A 12,997-nucleotide genomic window follows, 5' to 3' on the forward strand; every position below is an offset into this window, starting at 1 on the left:
CTGTTACCGTGCGTGGAGGGTGACCAGAACCGATTTCGAGGTGGGCGTGTCGCTCTGCGCGCCGAAGGTCGAGAGCGGCACCAGGATGTTGAGCTCGGGGTAGTAGCCGGCGAGCGAGCCGCGCGGCATGTCGAAGGGCACGAGGCGGAAATCCTCCGCCTCCCGCGCGACGCCGTCGTCATGCGAGCCGCGGATATTGACGCGCTCCCCGAGCCGGTCGCGGATCGCGGCGAGGTCGTCCGGATGGGCGAACAGCACGCGGCGCTCGCCGTAGACGCCGCGGTAGCGGTCGTCCAAGCCGTAGATCGTGGTGTTGTACTGGTCGTGGCTGCGGAAGGTCTGCAGCACGAAGGTGTCGTCGGTGCGCTTGGCCTGCTGGTGTTCGGTCGCCTCCGGGAGCGAATCGTCCGAGAAGGTCGCCTTGCCGGTCTCGGTCTCGAAGACCCGCTCGGCGGCGAGGTTTCGCAGAAGGAAGCCGCGCGGGCGGCGGACGCGGGTGTTGTAGCCGGTGAAGCCCGGAATCGTGCGCCCGATCAGCTCGCGGATGCGGTCATGGTCGTCGGCGAGCGCGGCCCAGTCGACCTTGTCCGAGCCGACGGTCGCCGCGGCGATGCCGGCGATGATCCCGACCTCGGAGCGCAGATGCGGCGAGGCCGGCTTGTTGATGCCGCCCGAGCCATGGACCATGCTCATCGAATCCTCGACGGTCACGATCTGGACCTTGCCGGCGCTGTTGCGGTCGATCTCGGTGCGGCCGAGGCAGGGCAGGATGTAGGCGATCCGGCCCGGCACGAGGTGCGAGTGGTTGAGCTTCGTCGCGATGTGGACGGTGAGCTCGCAGCCGGCCAGCGCCTTGGCGACGAGCGCCGAATCCGGCGTGGCGCGAGCGAAGTTGCCGCCGAGCCCGATGAAGGCCTTGGCCGAGCCGCCGCACATGGCGCGGATCGCGGCGAGCACGTTGTGCCCGTGCTGGCGCGGAGCCGTGAAGCCGAATTCCTGCTCCAGCGCATCGAGGAGGGCGGCCGGCGGCTTCTCGTTGATGCCGACCGTGCGGTCGCCCTGCACGTTCGAGTGGCCGCGCACCGGGCAGAGGCCCGCGCCGGGCCGCCCGACATGGCCGCGCAGGAACAGCACGTTGGCGATCTCGCGGATCGTCGGCACCGAGTGCTTGTGCTGCGTCACGCCCATCGCCCAGGTGGCGATGACCTTGTCGGCGCCGAGATAGACCTCGGCCATCGCCTCGATCTCGTCCCGGGTCAGGCCCGACTGGTCGAGGATCGCCTCCCAACCGGTGGCGTCGACGGCGGCGCGATAGGCCGCGAGCCCGTCCGTGTGCTTGGCGAGGAAGGCCCGGTCGAGGAGCGAGGGCCGGCCGGCCGCGATCTCGGCGTCGTCTCGCGCGAAGATCGCCTTGGCCATGCCGCGGAAGGCGGCCATGTCGCCGCCGAGCCGCGGCTGCAGGTAGTGGCTGGCGACGGGCTGGCTCGCGCCGCGCAGCATCTCGACGGTGTTCTGCGGGTCGGCGAAGCGCTCCAGGCCGCGCTCGCGCACCGGGTTCAGCACGACGACGCGGGCGCCGCGCTGGGCGGCGCGGCGCAGGTCGCCGAGCATGCGCGGATGGTTGGTGCCGGGATTCTGCCCGACCACGAAGACCGCGTCGGCCTTCTCGAAATCCTCCAGGCTCACCGTGCCCTTGCCGATGCCGATGGCCTGGGTGAGCGCGATGCCGCTCGCCTCGTGGCACATGTTCGAGCAGTCGGGGAAGTTGTTGGTGCCGTAGAGCCGGGCGAAGAGCTGGTAGAGATAGGCCGCCTCGTTGGAGGCGCGGCCGGAGGTGTAGAACTCGGCCTGGTCCGGATGGGCGAGGCCGCGGAGCGTCGCGCCGATCTCGGCGAAGGCCTCGTCCCAGGGCACGGCGATGTAGCGGTCGAGGCCCGCATCGTAGCGCATCGGCTGCGTCAGGCGGCCCTCGCCCTCCAGGGCGTGGTCGGTCCAGCCGCGCAGCTCGGTCACCGTATGGCGCGCGAAGAAGCTCGGGGGCGTGCGCTTGTCGGTGGCCTCCCAGGAGACCGCCTTCACGCCGTTCTCGCAGAACTCGAACGAGGAGCCGTGCTCCGGGTCGCCCCAGGCGCAGCCGGGACAGTCGAACCCGTCCGGCTGGTTGGCCTTCAGCATGGCGCGCGCGCCGGAGAGCGGCGCGCGGCTGCCGAGGAGGTGCCTCCCGCAGGACTTCAGGGCGCCCCAGCCGCCGGCGGCGGAGGAGCGCTTGGGAGACGCGACCGGGTTGTCCATGAAGGAACTCGCGAAGACGCACTATGCGCCTGCGAGATAAGCGCCGATCCCGGACCGCCTCAATCGGGCCCGCGCGCAGGCCCCGCATGCATCGAGAGCAGGTGTTCGACCAGCTTCCTTTTAATCATCCCAAGGTCGGCTCGGATCTGGAATGGGTGATCTGCCTTTTTATGCATTGCGGTTATTGCTGCAGGATTTTGTCGGTCAACAACCAAACCCCGTTGAAGCGCGCAAAACTGGAACGATTTTGCCATAACCCAGGAGCGGCATGAACATTCCTGCCGACACATCCAGTGCCGGCCCGCAGACCATCAGGCATGCCAGATCGATCCGCACTGTGGCGCATGTGCACAACTCGGGACGCAACTTGAGACACATAGAGCATCGGCGTTGCGCAGTGTGAGGGGACCGATCTAAATGGTGATTTGAAACCTAGAATACACATCGTGCGTTGGCGGCCGCGTGGTCGGCCGACGACCGCATGGGAGGGCGTCTGGTGGGGTGCACGACGGTTCAGTTGTACCGGAAGGGCAATGCGACGAGCGCCCGGCTCGATCATGTGCGGCAACAGGATATCGAGCACTTCGACGTCGGCGGCGTTCCTTGGGTGCGGGCTGGAACGGGCGGCATCTCGACGAATGCGGTCCCACTTCAGGACGGCGGCCGGTGGTGGCAGCTCCCCGCGGGCTACGATTACGGCAACCTTCTCGTCGTCTGGAACGATGCCGACGCGCATTGGTCCTGGGAGCCGAAAAATGATATGACGCTGAGCGACTTTCGGGCGTTGCTCAGCCTGGCCAATCAAGCCTTCCTTCCTTGAGGTCGGCCGATAGACAGGGTTCACGGAGTCATGGTCGGACTTTCACCGAAGGCGCTGCGGTTCGCCGATACGACGATGCGCGCCTATCTCGACGAGGGGGCCAACTCCTCCGACGAGCGCGAGATTTGGCTGAGGTGGCGTGCGGAACGCGGGCCCTCCGTGCAGGCGGGTCCGGACGGCTACGTCGAGGTGCCGGACGAGATCGGACAGATCCTTCGCGACGCCGTCGAGCGGATGATTGCCGACCTGAAGCATCAATCTGCCGAGGGTGACGAGGACGGCGATCTCGGCAACGACATCGCCTTCCTGAGCGCCGTCCACGGCAAGCTCGACGCGGACCTGAACGCGGACCGCAGGTTCGGCTGGTAAGGCCGCGCAGCCGGCTCAGCCCTTCGCCAAAGCCGCCGCGTCGCGCCCCACCGCCCCGGCGAGGCTGGTCAGGCCCTCGGCCTGCATCCGGGCCAGGAGCCCGCGCTTGATCGCGCCGACGAGACCCGGCCCCTCATAGACCAGGGCGGAATAGAGCTGCACGAGGCTCGCCCCGGCTCGGATCTTGGTCCAGGCGGCCTCGGCGGAGTCGATGCCGCCGACGCCGATCAGCGGCAGCCTGTCCCCGACGCGCAGATAGGTCTCGGCCAGGAGCCGCGTGGCCGGCCCGAACAGCGGCCGGCCGGAGAGGCCGCCGGTCTCCCTGGCGAGGCCCGTCTCGGCGAGGGTGGCGGGCCGGGCGATCGTGGTGTTCGAGACGACGAGGGCCTGGACGCCGCGCCGCAGCGCCGTGGCGCTGATCGCGTCGAGGGCGTCGAGGGTGATGTCGGGTGCGATCTTGAGGAGCACGGCCGTGCCCGGGGCCGCGCCGTCGCGCGCCTCGACCACGCGGGCGAGCAACTCGTCGAGGAAGGCCTCGCCCTGCAGGTCGCGCAGGCCCGGGGTGTTGGGCGAGGAGACGTTGACGGTGACGAAGGCCACGTGCGGCGCGAGGCGGCGCGTGCAGGCGACGTAGTCGGCGAGCCGGTCGCCGGATTCCTTGTTCGCGCCGATATTGACGCCGACGACGCCGGAGCGGCCGGCGCGCGCGGCGAGCCGGCCGGCCACCACCTCGACCCCCTCGCTGTTGAGGCCGAAGCGGTTGATCACCGCCCGGTCGCGGGCGAGCCGGAACACCCGCGGGCGCGGGTTGCCGGGCTGCGGGAGCGGCACCACGCCGCCGACCTCGACGAAGCCGAAGCCGAGGCCGAGGAGCGCGTCCGGAACCGTGGCGCCCTTGTCGAATCCGGCCGCGAGGCCGACCGGATTGGGGAAGCGCCGGCCCAGGATCTCGACGGCGAGGCGGGGGTCGTCCGCTGCCGGGCGGCGGGCCGGAAGGGCCGCCAGAGCTCGCAACGTCAGATTGTGTGCCGTCTCGGCGTCCAGCCCGTGCAGCACCGGCCGGACCAAGGGGAACAGGACATCGATCATGCCCCGATCTCCGCCGGGAAAAGGTGGGTTCCGTCCGCGTCCAGGGGCAGGTCGGAAATCCTGCGCACCGCCGCGAGCGGCATCTCCGCGTAGAGATGGGGAAACAGGTCGCCGCCGCGCGAGGGCTCGTAGCGCAGCGCCTCGCCGAGCGCCGCCGCGTCCACCGCGACGAGGACGAGGTCGTCCTGTCCGGCGAAATGGCGGGCGGCGGTCTCCCGCACCTGCGCTGCGGTGGAGAAGTGGATGAATCCATCGGCGCGGTCGACCGGGGCGCCGGTGAAGCGGCCGAGCGACTCGGCCTCGCGCCAGAGGTCGCGCGGGCAGATCTTGTAGATGAGCGGCATCGAGGATCCGTGGCTGTCGCAGGCGTCGATAGGGCGATGTGCCGGCCCCTGACAACCTTTTCCCATCCGCAGGGTTGATCCCGACGGGTGCGGACAGCACCGGAATTCCCGGTTGAATCCAACCGGAAATCGGTTGCGTTTCGCACGAGGTAGCCCTAGTTTCCTACAACTGAGCCGTGCGTCCCAGCGGCAGGTTGAGGCATCGAGCCCGACTGATGTTGTCCCACGAACAGATCTGGACCGCCATCGACCGGCTGGCGGAGCGCCACGGATATTCCCCCTCCGGCCTCGCCCGGCGCTCAGGGCTCGACGCGACGAGCTTCAACCGCTCGAAGCGGATCGGCGCGGACGGGCGCAAGCGCTGGCCGTCCACAGAATCGGTCTCCAAGGTTCTCGCCGCCACGGGGGCGAGCCTCGACGAGTTCCTGCGCCTGATCGAGGCGCGCGAGGGGCCTGTGCGCTCCACCGTGCCGCTGATCGGCATGACGCAGGCCGGCTCCGGCCGCATGTTCACCGAGGACGGCCTGCCGACCGGCGGAGCCGGCTGGGAGGAGATCGACTTCCCCGATCTCGGCGAGGAGCGCGCCTTCGCCCTGGAGGTCCAGGGCGATTCCATGCTGCCCCTGTTCCGCGACGGCGACGTGCTGATCGTCTCGCCCTCGGCGAGCGTGCGCAAGGGCGACCGGGTGGTGGTGCGCCTGCATGGCGGCGAGGTGGTCGCCAAGGAATTGAAGCGGCGGACCGCGCGCACCGTCGAGCTGACCTCGCTCAACCCCGACCACGAGGAGCGCGTGCTCAATGTCGGCGAGATCGCCTGGATGGCCCGGGTGATGTGGGTGCGCCAGTAGGCGCGATCCCGCTTTGACGCCGGGCGCCGGGACGGTCACCCTGCCGGGCGTCGCGCGGGCCGAATCCGGCCCGCATCCTGACGAGACCTGGCCGGACGGGACCTTGCCGGAAGAGATCCAGCCCCCGAACGGAGACGAGGCCGGCGGCCTCGATCCCGCCACCGCCGCGCTCCTCGATGCGGGCAGCGTCGCGGCCCTGCTCCTCGACGGTCCGGAGGGGCGCATCCTGCACGCCAACCCGGCCTTCCGGGCGCTCACAGGCTATGCCGAGGCCGAGATCCTCGGCCGCGACCTCGGCCTGCTCGGCGAGGCGGCGCTCGCCCCCGCGGCGGGGCCGCTGGAATTCCTGGCGACGCGCCGGGACGGATCGAGCTTCTGGGCCTGGCTCGCCGCGGCGCCCGTGGCCGGGGGCGAGCGCCGGCTGGTCCAGATCCTCGACGTGACGCGGCGGCACGAGGCCGAGACGGCGCTCACCCTGTCGCGCCAGCGCGAGGCGCTCGGGCTCCTCACGAACAGCGTGGCGCACGAGTTCAACAACTTCCTGCAGATCCTGATCGGCTACATCGACGGGCTGAAGCGCCGGCTCGGCGACCGGCCCGAGCCCTTCATCCAGCGCGCGATCAGCCGCTCCACCGACGCGACCGAGCGCGCCGCGGTGCTGACGCGCCAGCTCCTCGCCTTCTCGCGCAAGATCGCGCCCGAGGTGCGGGCGGTCGACCTCGACCTGATGGTGGCCGAGGCCACCGAGGCCATGCGGCCGAGCCTGCCCGGCCGGATCCACCTGGAGGTGGCGCGTACGCCCGACCTGCCCTTCGCCATCGCCAATCCGACCCAGGTGGAGCTGGCGCTGCGCCACATCGTGGCCAATGCCTGCGAGGCGATGCCGGAGGGCGGCACCGTCACGCTCTCCACCTTCCGGGTGATGCCGGGGGACCGCACCCTGCAGCAGCCGAACGACGGCGCGGTCGGGCTCGTGGTGAGCGACACCGGCATCGGCATGTCGCCGGAGATGCTGGCCCGGGCGCTCGCCCCCTTCGCGACCAGCCGCGAGGCCGGCCGCGGGGCCGGGCTCGCCATCGTGCACGGGCTGATGAAGCGCCAGAACGGCACGATCAGCCTCGACAGCCGCCCCAACGAGGGCACGCAGGTCCGCCTCGTCTTCCCCGCTGCGCCGCGCCGGACGATGCATTGAGCCGGCTTCCCCGGCGGCTCGATTGAGGAATCGTTGACCAAAGGGCCGCGCTGTCACCGCGGAGCGCGGAAAGACAGTCGCGGCGATGGACTAAAACGCCGGCTGAACCGTCCCCATATTATCGACGGCGGCGAACGCCGCGACCGGTTCACACGATCTGTTCTCTCTCCAGGGGCTCCCGATGCTCACCTCCCTCAAGCGACGCAAGCGCACGGCGACCTTCCTGGCGCTCGCTGCCGCGCTGACGGTCGCGGCGCCCATCGCCGAGGCCCGGCCGGGCGGCGGCGGCAGCGTCGGGTCGCGCGGCTCCCGCACCTTCAACGCGCCCTCGGCGACGCCGACCGCGCCGGGCACGGCCGCGCCGATGCAGCGCACGCAGGCCCAGCCCGGCATGACCAATCCCGGCATGCAGGCCCCGCAGCAGGGCCGGCGCTTCGGCGGCGGCTTCTTCGCGGGCCTTCTCGGCGCCGGCCTGATCGGCGCGCTGCTCGGTGCCGGCTTCTCGGGCGGCCTCGGCGGCTTCGCCTCCTTCCTCGGCCTGCTCCTGCAGGTCGGCCTCGTGGTGCTGCTGGTCTCCTTCGCGGTGCGCTGGTTCCGCCGCCGCAGCAGCAGCGGCCAGCCGGCGGGTGCCGGCGCGCCCTATGCCCGCTCCGGCCTCGATCAGGACCAGGGCCCGAACCCCGGCTCCGGCGGTCCGGGCGGCGCGATGGGCGGCGGCATGATGGGCGGCATGGGCGGCGCGCGCCCGGTGCAGCAGCGCCCCGTGCAGATCGGCCCGAACGACTTCCAGTCGTTCGAGCGCCTGCTCGGCGAGGTCCAGGACGCCTATTCCCACGAGGACAAGGTCGGCCTGCGCAACCTCACGACGCCTGAGATGGCCGGCTATTTCGAGGAGGAGCTGAACGCCAACGCGGCGCGCGGCGTCGTCAACCGGATCGCCGACGTCAAGCTCCAGCAGGGCGACCTGGCCGAGGCCTGGGGCGAGGGCGCGGACGAGTACGCCACGGTGGCGATGCGCTACACGCTGAAGGACGTCACGGTGGACCGCCGCACCGACCGCGTGGTCGAGACCGGCGCGCCGCAGGCCGTCGAGCTGTGGACCTTCGTCCGCCGCCCGGGCCGCCCGTGGATCCTCTCGGCGATCCAGCAGACCGCCTGAACCGCTTCGTAAGGGCCTGAACCTGGGCCGGCGCCGCACAACGCGGCGCCGGCCTTGATCGTTTGCGGATCAGCGTCCCCGCCCGGCATCCCAGGCATTGGCCAGCGCCACGAAGCCCGCCACCGGCACCTCCTCCGCCCGCGCGGTCTCGGGCAGGGCGGCGGCCGCGAGGATCGTGCCGGGATCGGGGGTGAGCGCCTTCAGGCTCTGGCGCAGCATCTTGCGGCGCTGGCCGAAGGCGGCGCGGGTCACGGCCTCCAGCGCGCCGACCCGGCAGGGCAGCGGGTCCGGCCGCGGCACGAGGCGCACGATGCTCGACGTCACCTTCGGCGGCGGCACGAAGGCGGAGGGGCTGACGTCGAACAGGATGTCCGCTTGCGTGCGCCAGCCGCAGAGCACGCCGAGGCGGCCGTAATCGGCCCGCGCGCCCTCGTCGGCCACGATGCGCTCGGCGACCTCGCGCTGGAACATCAGGGTCAGCGAATCCCACCAGGGCGGCCAGGCCTCGACATCGAGCCAGCCGGTCAGCAGCGGCGTGCCGACATTGTAGGGCAGGTTCGCCACGATCCGGGCCGGCCCGTCGCCGACGAGCGGGCGCGGGTCGAATTCCAGCGCGTCGGCATCGACCACCTCGAGGCGGCCGGGATAATGCGCGGCGATCTCGGCGAGGGCGGGGAGCGCCCGGGGATCGCGCTCGATCGCGACGACGCGGGCTGCGCCCTCGGCCAGCAGCGCCCGGGTCAGGCCGCCCGGCCCGGGGCCGACCTCGACCACCGTGACCCCGGCGAGCGGGCCGGCCGCCCGGGCGATGCGGCCGGTGAGGTTGAGGTCGTAGAGGAAGTTCTGGCCGAGCGCCTTCTTCGGCTCGAGCCCGTGCCGGGCCACGACCTCGCGCAGGGGCGGCAGCCCGTCCGGGGCACTCATGTCATCTCCGATCCGTCAGAGCGGCCGCGGTATCACAGCTCGTCGTCGGGGTCGAAGTGGCGCATCTGCGAGGGGCGCCCGGCATAGGCGCTGATCGGGATGACCTCGGCGCCGGAGGCCTTCGCGATGCCGGCGTTGCGGGCGAGCCGCTCGGCGAGCCGCAAGGCCGCGACCAGACTGTCGGGCCTCGCGATGCCCTGCCCGGCGATGTCGAAGGCGGTGCCGTGGTCCGGCGAGGTGCGGATGAAGGGCAGCCCCAGCGTGACGTTGACGCCGTCGTCGAAGGCGATGGTCTTGATCGGGATCAGCGCCTGGTCGTGGGTGGGCGCCAGCGCCACGTCGTAGGTCTCGCGGGCGCGGGCATGGAACAGGGTGTCGGCCGGCAGCGGTCCTCGGATGTCGATCCCCTCCCCGCGCAGCCGCGCCACCGCCGGGGCGAGCACGTCGCGGTCCTCGCTGCCCATGGTGCCGGCCTCGCCCGCATGCGGGTTGAGCCCGGCGAGCACGAGGCGCGGCTCGGGCAGGCCGAAGCGCTCCTTGAGGTCGCGCACCACGATGCGCGCCGTCTCCTCGACGAGATCCTGGGTGAGCAGGTCCGGCACCGCGCGCAGGGGCACGTGGATCGTCACCGGCACCACCGAGAGATCCTGGCTCCAGATCATCATCACCGGCCGCGGGGGCGTGCGCCCCGGGGCGACGGCGAGGGCCGCGAGGAACTCGGTATGGCCGGGATGGGCGAACCCCGCCCGGGTCAGCACGAACTTGGCGATGGGGTTGGTGACGATGGCCGCAGCGCGGCCCGCCTTCACGAAGCCGACCGCGGCGGTGATCGATTCGATGACCGCCCCCGCATAGACGGAATCGGGCCGCCCCGGCAGGGCGGCGATGGCGGTGCCGCTGGGAAGCGCCACCACGGGCAGCGCCCGCGGGAAGACCTCGGCCGCGGTCTCGGGATCGATCTCGGCGACCGGCACGGGCAGGCCCATGCGATCGGCGGCACGCTCGACGAAGGCCGGATCGGCGACGAGGAAGAAGGGCGGCAGCGGATTCAGCCCGCCGCGGCCGAGCCAGGCCGCGAGCGCGATCTCCGGGCCGATCCCGGCCGGGTCTCCGAGGGTCAGGGCGAGAGGGGGCATGGGGCAGGCTCGCGGGATGGCGCGGGGCCGGTGCGCCACAGGAGGGGATTAAGGGAGCCGGTGCTGGGCGCGCAAGGCGCGGGTCCCCTCCCCCTTGCGAGGAGGGGTCAGGGGTGGGGGTGGCGCAGGATGAAGCGTTTCGGTGCCTTCTGCACCCCCCCACCTCCGGCTCCTCCCCGCACGGGGGAGGAGAGGCCCAACTCGGCCCGCCTCAGCGGACCGAGGCGATGCCGTCGTTGGTGGTGACGGTGCCGACGTTCTGGCGGAGATCCGCCTCGCCCAGCGTCTTCAGCTCCAGGCGCAGCAGCACGGTCTGGTTGCGCTCGCGGGTGCCGAGCGCGGTGGCGATCGGCGAGACGATGTAGTTCAGCGAGACCGTGGTGCACTCGTCCTGGTAGCCGCCGCCGATGCTCATGCCGGACAGGTAGAACCGGCCCGGGTTCTGGTAGACCGGCGCGAGGCCGACCGGGTTGGCGAGGTAGCTGGCATAGGCGTCCGAGAACAGGTCGCGCGTGTCGAGATAGTGCGTCATGTCGACGAGCGCCGAGCCGGTGACGAACCAGTTCGGGGTGATGTTGTAGGTGGCGCTCGCGGTCACGCCCTCGCGGCGGTGGCTGAAGCCGAGCAGCGGCTGCGCCTCGTAGTAGGAGTAGAAGGCCGAGAGCGTCAGCGGCAGGAACGGCGCGAAGCGCGCGGTCACGCCGGTCTCGAAGCGGTTGACCTTGAAGTCGCTGTGGTCGAACCGCGCCCGGGTGATGAAGGAGATGTTCTGGTTCGGCGAGAGCTGGAAGCGGCCGACGAAGTCCGAGCGGCGCGTCTCCAGGCCAGATTCCAGGCCGACATTGGCGATGTCGCCGCGGCGGAACGAGTTCACCCCCGCGACCTGGATCGACTCGCCGAACATCACGTTCGTGTACCAGCCCGCATCCGTCGTCACCGAGTACTGGCCGCCGAGATTGGCGCGCACGCCGCCCTCGGCGCGGTCGTAGCCGGAGAACTTGTCCCACTCGAACAGCGAGGTGTCGTCGAAAACGAGGCTCTGCGCGTCCTCGTTCGGCAGGCGGCCGATGCGGGTCTCGGATGGCCGCGCGATGATCTGCGCGATCGGCTCGATCGTGTGGACGCCGAGCGGCCCGAAATTGCTGACGAACGGGTAGCGGTAGTCGATGCCGACGGCCGGCGTGACGCGGCCGTTGAAGCCCTCGCCCACGTTGGCGATCGTCGGCACCAGGGCGTTCTGGTAGCCGGACAGGCTCGGATTGGTGAAGAAGGCGTCCGCCCGGAGATAGGTGAAGGGCGTGAAGACCTGGCCCGCATCGTCGATGAAGCTGCGCCGCCAGGAGGCCATGGCCGAGGCGCGCGTGTTGGTGCCGGCGAGCCCGCGGATCAGGCAGGAGGCCCGGTTGAAGGTCGAGCAGGTCTCGTAGAGCGGGTAGCTGACGCCGTTGAAGCTCGGGCTGAACAGGTAGGCCGAGGTGCGCGGCAGGCCCTGGAAGTCGGTGGCCTCGCGGGTCAGGCTGGTGATGTTGGCCTCGAAACGCACCTCGCCGCCGAGCTCGCCCGGCCCGTTGATGCGCTTGTCGTAGTCGATCACCGGGGCGACGATCGGCTGCTCCTTCTGCCAGTCGAAGCTCGACAGGCCCTTGAAGTAGTAGCCCCGCGCCTCGAACCAGGAGCGGTCGCCCTGCCCGATCAGGTAGGCGGTCGACACCGCCTCGCGGAAATAATCCGTGACGATGTTCTGGTTGCGGATGCGGTAGTTGTCGAGGAACCACTTGTCGGTGACGCCGACGAGGTCCCAGCCCGTGCGCCAGCGGTCGTTGATGTAGAAGCGGCCCCGGCTCTCGATCGAGCCGCGGAAGTCGCGGTCGCCCGCGCCGAGGGGGCCCGGCAGGAAGGCCGAGGGCGTCGTCTGGAAGATGCCCGACAGGCGCAGGTTGTACGAGCCGTTGTCGAGCCGCTGGCGGAACTCGGCTTGGCCGAGCACGCCCTGCCGGCTGACGAAGGTCGGCGAGACCGTCAGGTCGTAGTCGGGCGCGAGGTTGAAGAAGTAGGGCACCGCGGCGCCGGTGCCGATCGCCGTCGAGGTGACGAAGCGCGGGGTCAGGAAGCCGCTCTTGCGCTTCACCGTCGGGTCGGGCGCCTCGAAATACGGCAGGTAGGCCACCGGGATGCCGGCGAGCTCCAGCTGCGATTCCTCGAAGTAGATCGTGTGCGTCTCGTTGTTGTGGATGATCTTGGTGGCGCGCACCTGCCAGAGCGGCGGCTTCTCCGGGTTGTCCTTGCACGGCTCGCAGGCCGTGTAGGTGCCGTAGTCGAAGGCCGTCTGCTCGCCGTTCAGGCGCTCGGCCCGCGGGGCGGAGAAGCGGGTCCGCACGGTCTCGCCGCGGCGCTCGACCGATTGCTGGATGCGCAGGGAATCGATGAAGCCGGTCTTGAAGTCGTCGGTCAGCTCCATGCGCTCGCCGGTGACGACGGCGCCGTCCTTGTCGGTGAGGCGGACATTGCCTTCCGCGAAGACGCGGCTGGTGGCGCGGTCGTAGCGCACGCGGTCGGCCTGGAGGGTGCGCGGGCCGTAATGCAGCTCGGCATTGCCCCGCGCGGTGACCGTGTTGTTGTCGTTGTCGTAGACGAGCTCGTCGGCCTCCACGAGGAGCTTGTCCCCGGGCTTGCCCTCGAGCTTCTTCGCGAGCGGATTCGGCGCGCCGCTCGACTGGGCGAGCGCCGGCGTTGCCGCCGCGGCGAGAGCCGTCAGCAGCGCCGTCAGCCCGGCGATCCGCGCGATGTCGGAGACCTTACGCAACGCCTGTCCCAACCCCGGTGA

General features: G+C 70.9%; 11 protein-coding genes. 5 read left to right on the forward strand and 6 right to left on the reverse strand.

Going from position 1 to position 12,997, the window contains the following annotated elements; translation table 11 throughout:
• Positions 1-3: 3 nt before the first annotated feature.
• Positions 4-2,292, reverse strand: coding sequence for an FdhF/YdeP family oxidoreductase (locus MTDSW087_RS01475; protein ID WP_144759160.1), 2,289 nt, complete (start codon positions 2,290-2,292; stop codon positions 4-6).
• Positions 2,293-2,743: 451 nt separating this feature from the next.
• On the opposite strand from MTDSW087_RS01475, the gene MTDSW087_RS01480 reads away from it, so the two are divergent.
• A complete protein-coding gene (locus tag MTDSW087_RS01480) occupies positions 2,744-3,112 on the forward strand; it encodes a hypothetical protein (protein ID WP_144759163.1) in 369 nt (122 codons plus the stop codon).
• Positions 3,113-3,187: 75 nt separating this feature from the next.
• Positions 3,188-3,481, forward strand: coding sequence for a hypothetical protein (locus MTDSW087_RS01485; RefSeq protein ID WP_144759166.1), 294 nt, complete (start codon positions 3,188-3,190; stop codon positions 3,479-3,481).
• Between the two features lie 15 nt (positions 3,482-3,496).
• On the opposite strand, the gene MTDSW087_RS01490 is transcribed toward MTDSW087_RS01485, so the two are convergent.
• Positions 3,497-4,570 (reverse strand): quinone-dependent dihydroorotate dehydrogenase, encoded by a 1,074-nt coding sequence (locus MTDSW087_RS01490; protein ID WP_144759169.1) that lies wholly within the window; start codon positions 4,568-4,570, stop codon positions 3,497-3,499.
• Positions 4,567-4,914 (reverse strand): DUF952 domain-containing protein, encoded by a 348-nt coding sequence (locus MTDSW087_RS01495; protein ID WP_144759172.1) that lies wholly within the window; start codon positions 4,912-4,914, stop codon positions 4,567-4,569. Before MTDSW087_RS01495 ends, MTDSW087_RS01490 begins: the two co-directional genes overlap by 4 nt.
• Before the next feature lie 215 nt (positions 4,915-5,129).
• Between MTDSW087_RS01495 and MTDSW087_RS01500 the strand changes: the two genes are divergently transcribed.
• The 3 genes from MTDSW087_RS01500 to MTDSW087_RS01510 all read left to right on the forward strand — a co-directional run bounded on the left by MTDSW087_RS01500 (position 5,130) and on the right by MTDSW087_RS01510 (position 8,113).
• Entirely contained in the window at positions 5,130-5,762 is a 633-nt protein-coding gene (locus MTDSW087_RS01500) for a S24 family peptidase (protein WP_144759175.1), read from the forward strand.
• A 115-nt stretch (positions 5,763-5,877) separates the two neighbouring features.
• A complete protein-coding gene (locus tag MTDSW087_RS01505) occupies positions 5,878-6,954 on the forward strand; it encodes a two-component system sensor histidine kinase NtrB (protein WP_144759505.1) in 1,077 nt (358 codons plus the stop codon).
• Between the two features lie 181 nt (positions 6,955-7,135).
• A complete protein-coding gene (locus tag MTDSW087_RS01510; RefSeq protein ID WP_144759178.1) occupies positions 7,136-8,113 on the forward strand; it encodes a TIM44-like domain-containing protein in 978 nt (325 codons plus the stop codon).
• 69 nt (positions 8,114-8,182) lie between these two features.
• Here MTDSW087_RS01510 and rsmA read toward each other — a convergent pair whose 3' ends face one another.
• The 3 genes from rsmA to MTDSW087_RS01525 all read right to left on the reverse strand — a co-directional run bounded on the left by rsmA (position 8,183) and on the right by MTDSW087_RS01525 (position 12,976).
• The gene (gene rsmA, locus MTDSW087_RS01515) at positions 8,183-9,037 is read right to left on the reverse strand and encodes a 16S rRNA (adenine(1518)-N(6)/adenine(1519)-N(6))-dimethyltransferase RsmA (RefSeq protein ID WP_144759181.1); all 855 of its coding nucleotides are present in this window, start codon (positions 9,035-9,037) and stop codon (positions 8,183-8,185) included.
• Positions 9,038-9,069: 32 nt separating this feature from the next.
• Positions 9,070-10,173 carry a 4-hydroxythreonine-4-phosphate dehydrogenase PdxA gene (gene pdxA, locus MTDSW087_RS01520; RefSeq protein ID WP_144759184.1) on the reverse strand — a complete coding sequence of 368 codons (1,104 nt, stop codon included), beginning with the start codon at positions 10,171-10,173 and terminating at the stop codon, positions 9,070-9,072.
• Between the two features lie 211 nt (positions 10,174-10,384).
• Positions 10,385-12,976 (reverse strand): LPS-assembly protein LptD, encoded by a 2,592-nt coding sequence (locus MTDSW087_RS01525; protein ID WP_144759187.1) that lies wholly within the window; start codon positions 12,974-12,976, stop codon positions 10,385-10,387.
• Positions 12,977-12,997: the final 21 nt, after the last annotated feature.

The organism is Methylobacterium dankookense (genome assembly GCF_902141855.1).
GTDB lineage: Bacteria > Pseudomonadota > Alphaproteobacteria > Rhizobiales > Beijerinckiaceae > Methylobacterium > Methylobacterium dankookense.

Excerpts from the sequence above, each read along its gene's own strand:
- MTDSW087_RS01500 (WP_144759175.1), top strand. The coding sequence starts at position 5,130 with ATGTTGTCCCACGAACAGATCTGGACCGCCATCGACCGGCTGGCGGAG.
- MTDSW087_RS01475 (WP_144759160.1), bottom strand. The coding sequence starts at position 2,292 with ATGGACAACCCGGTCGCGTCTCCCAAGCGCTCCTCCGCCGCCGGCGGC.
- MTDSW087_RS01490 (WP_144759169.1), bottom strand. The coding sequence starts at position 4,570 with ATGATCGATGTCCTGTTCCCCTTGGTCCGGCCGGTGCTGCACGGGCTG.
- MTDSW087_RS01510 (WP_144759178.1), top strand. The coding sequence starts at position 7,136 with ATGCTCACCTCCCTCAAGCGACGCAAGCGCACGGCGACCTTCCTGGCG.
- rsmA (WP_144759181.1), bottom strand. The coding sequence starts at position 9,037 with ATGAGTGCCCCGGACGGGCTGCCGCCCCTGCGCGAGGTCGTGGCCCGG.
- MTDSW087_RS01495 (WP_144759172.1), bottom strand. The coding sequence starts at position 4,914 with ATGCCGCTCATCTACAAGATCTGCCCGCGCGACCTCTGGCGCGAGGCC.
- pdxA (WP_144759184.1), bottom strand. The coding sequence starts at position 10,173 with ATGCCCCCTCTCGCCCTGACCCTCGGAGACCCGGCCGGGATCGGCCCG.
- MTDSW087_RS01485 (WP_144759166.1), top strand. The coding sequence starts at position 3,188 with ATGCGCGCCTATCTCGACGAGGGGGCCAACTCCTCCGACGAGCGCGAG.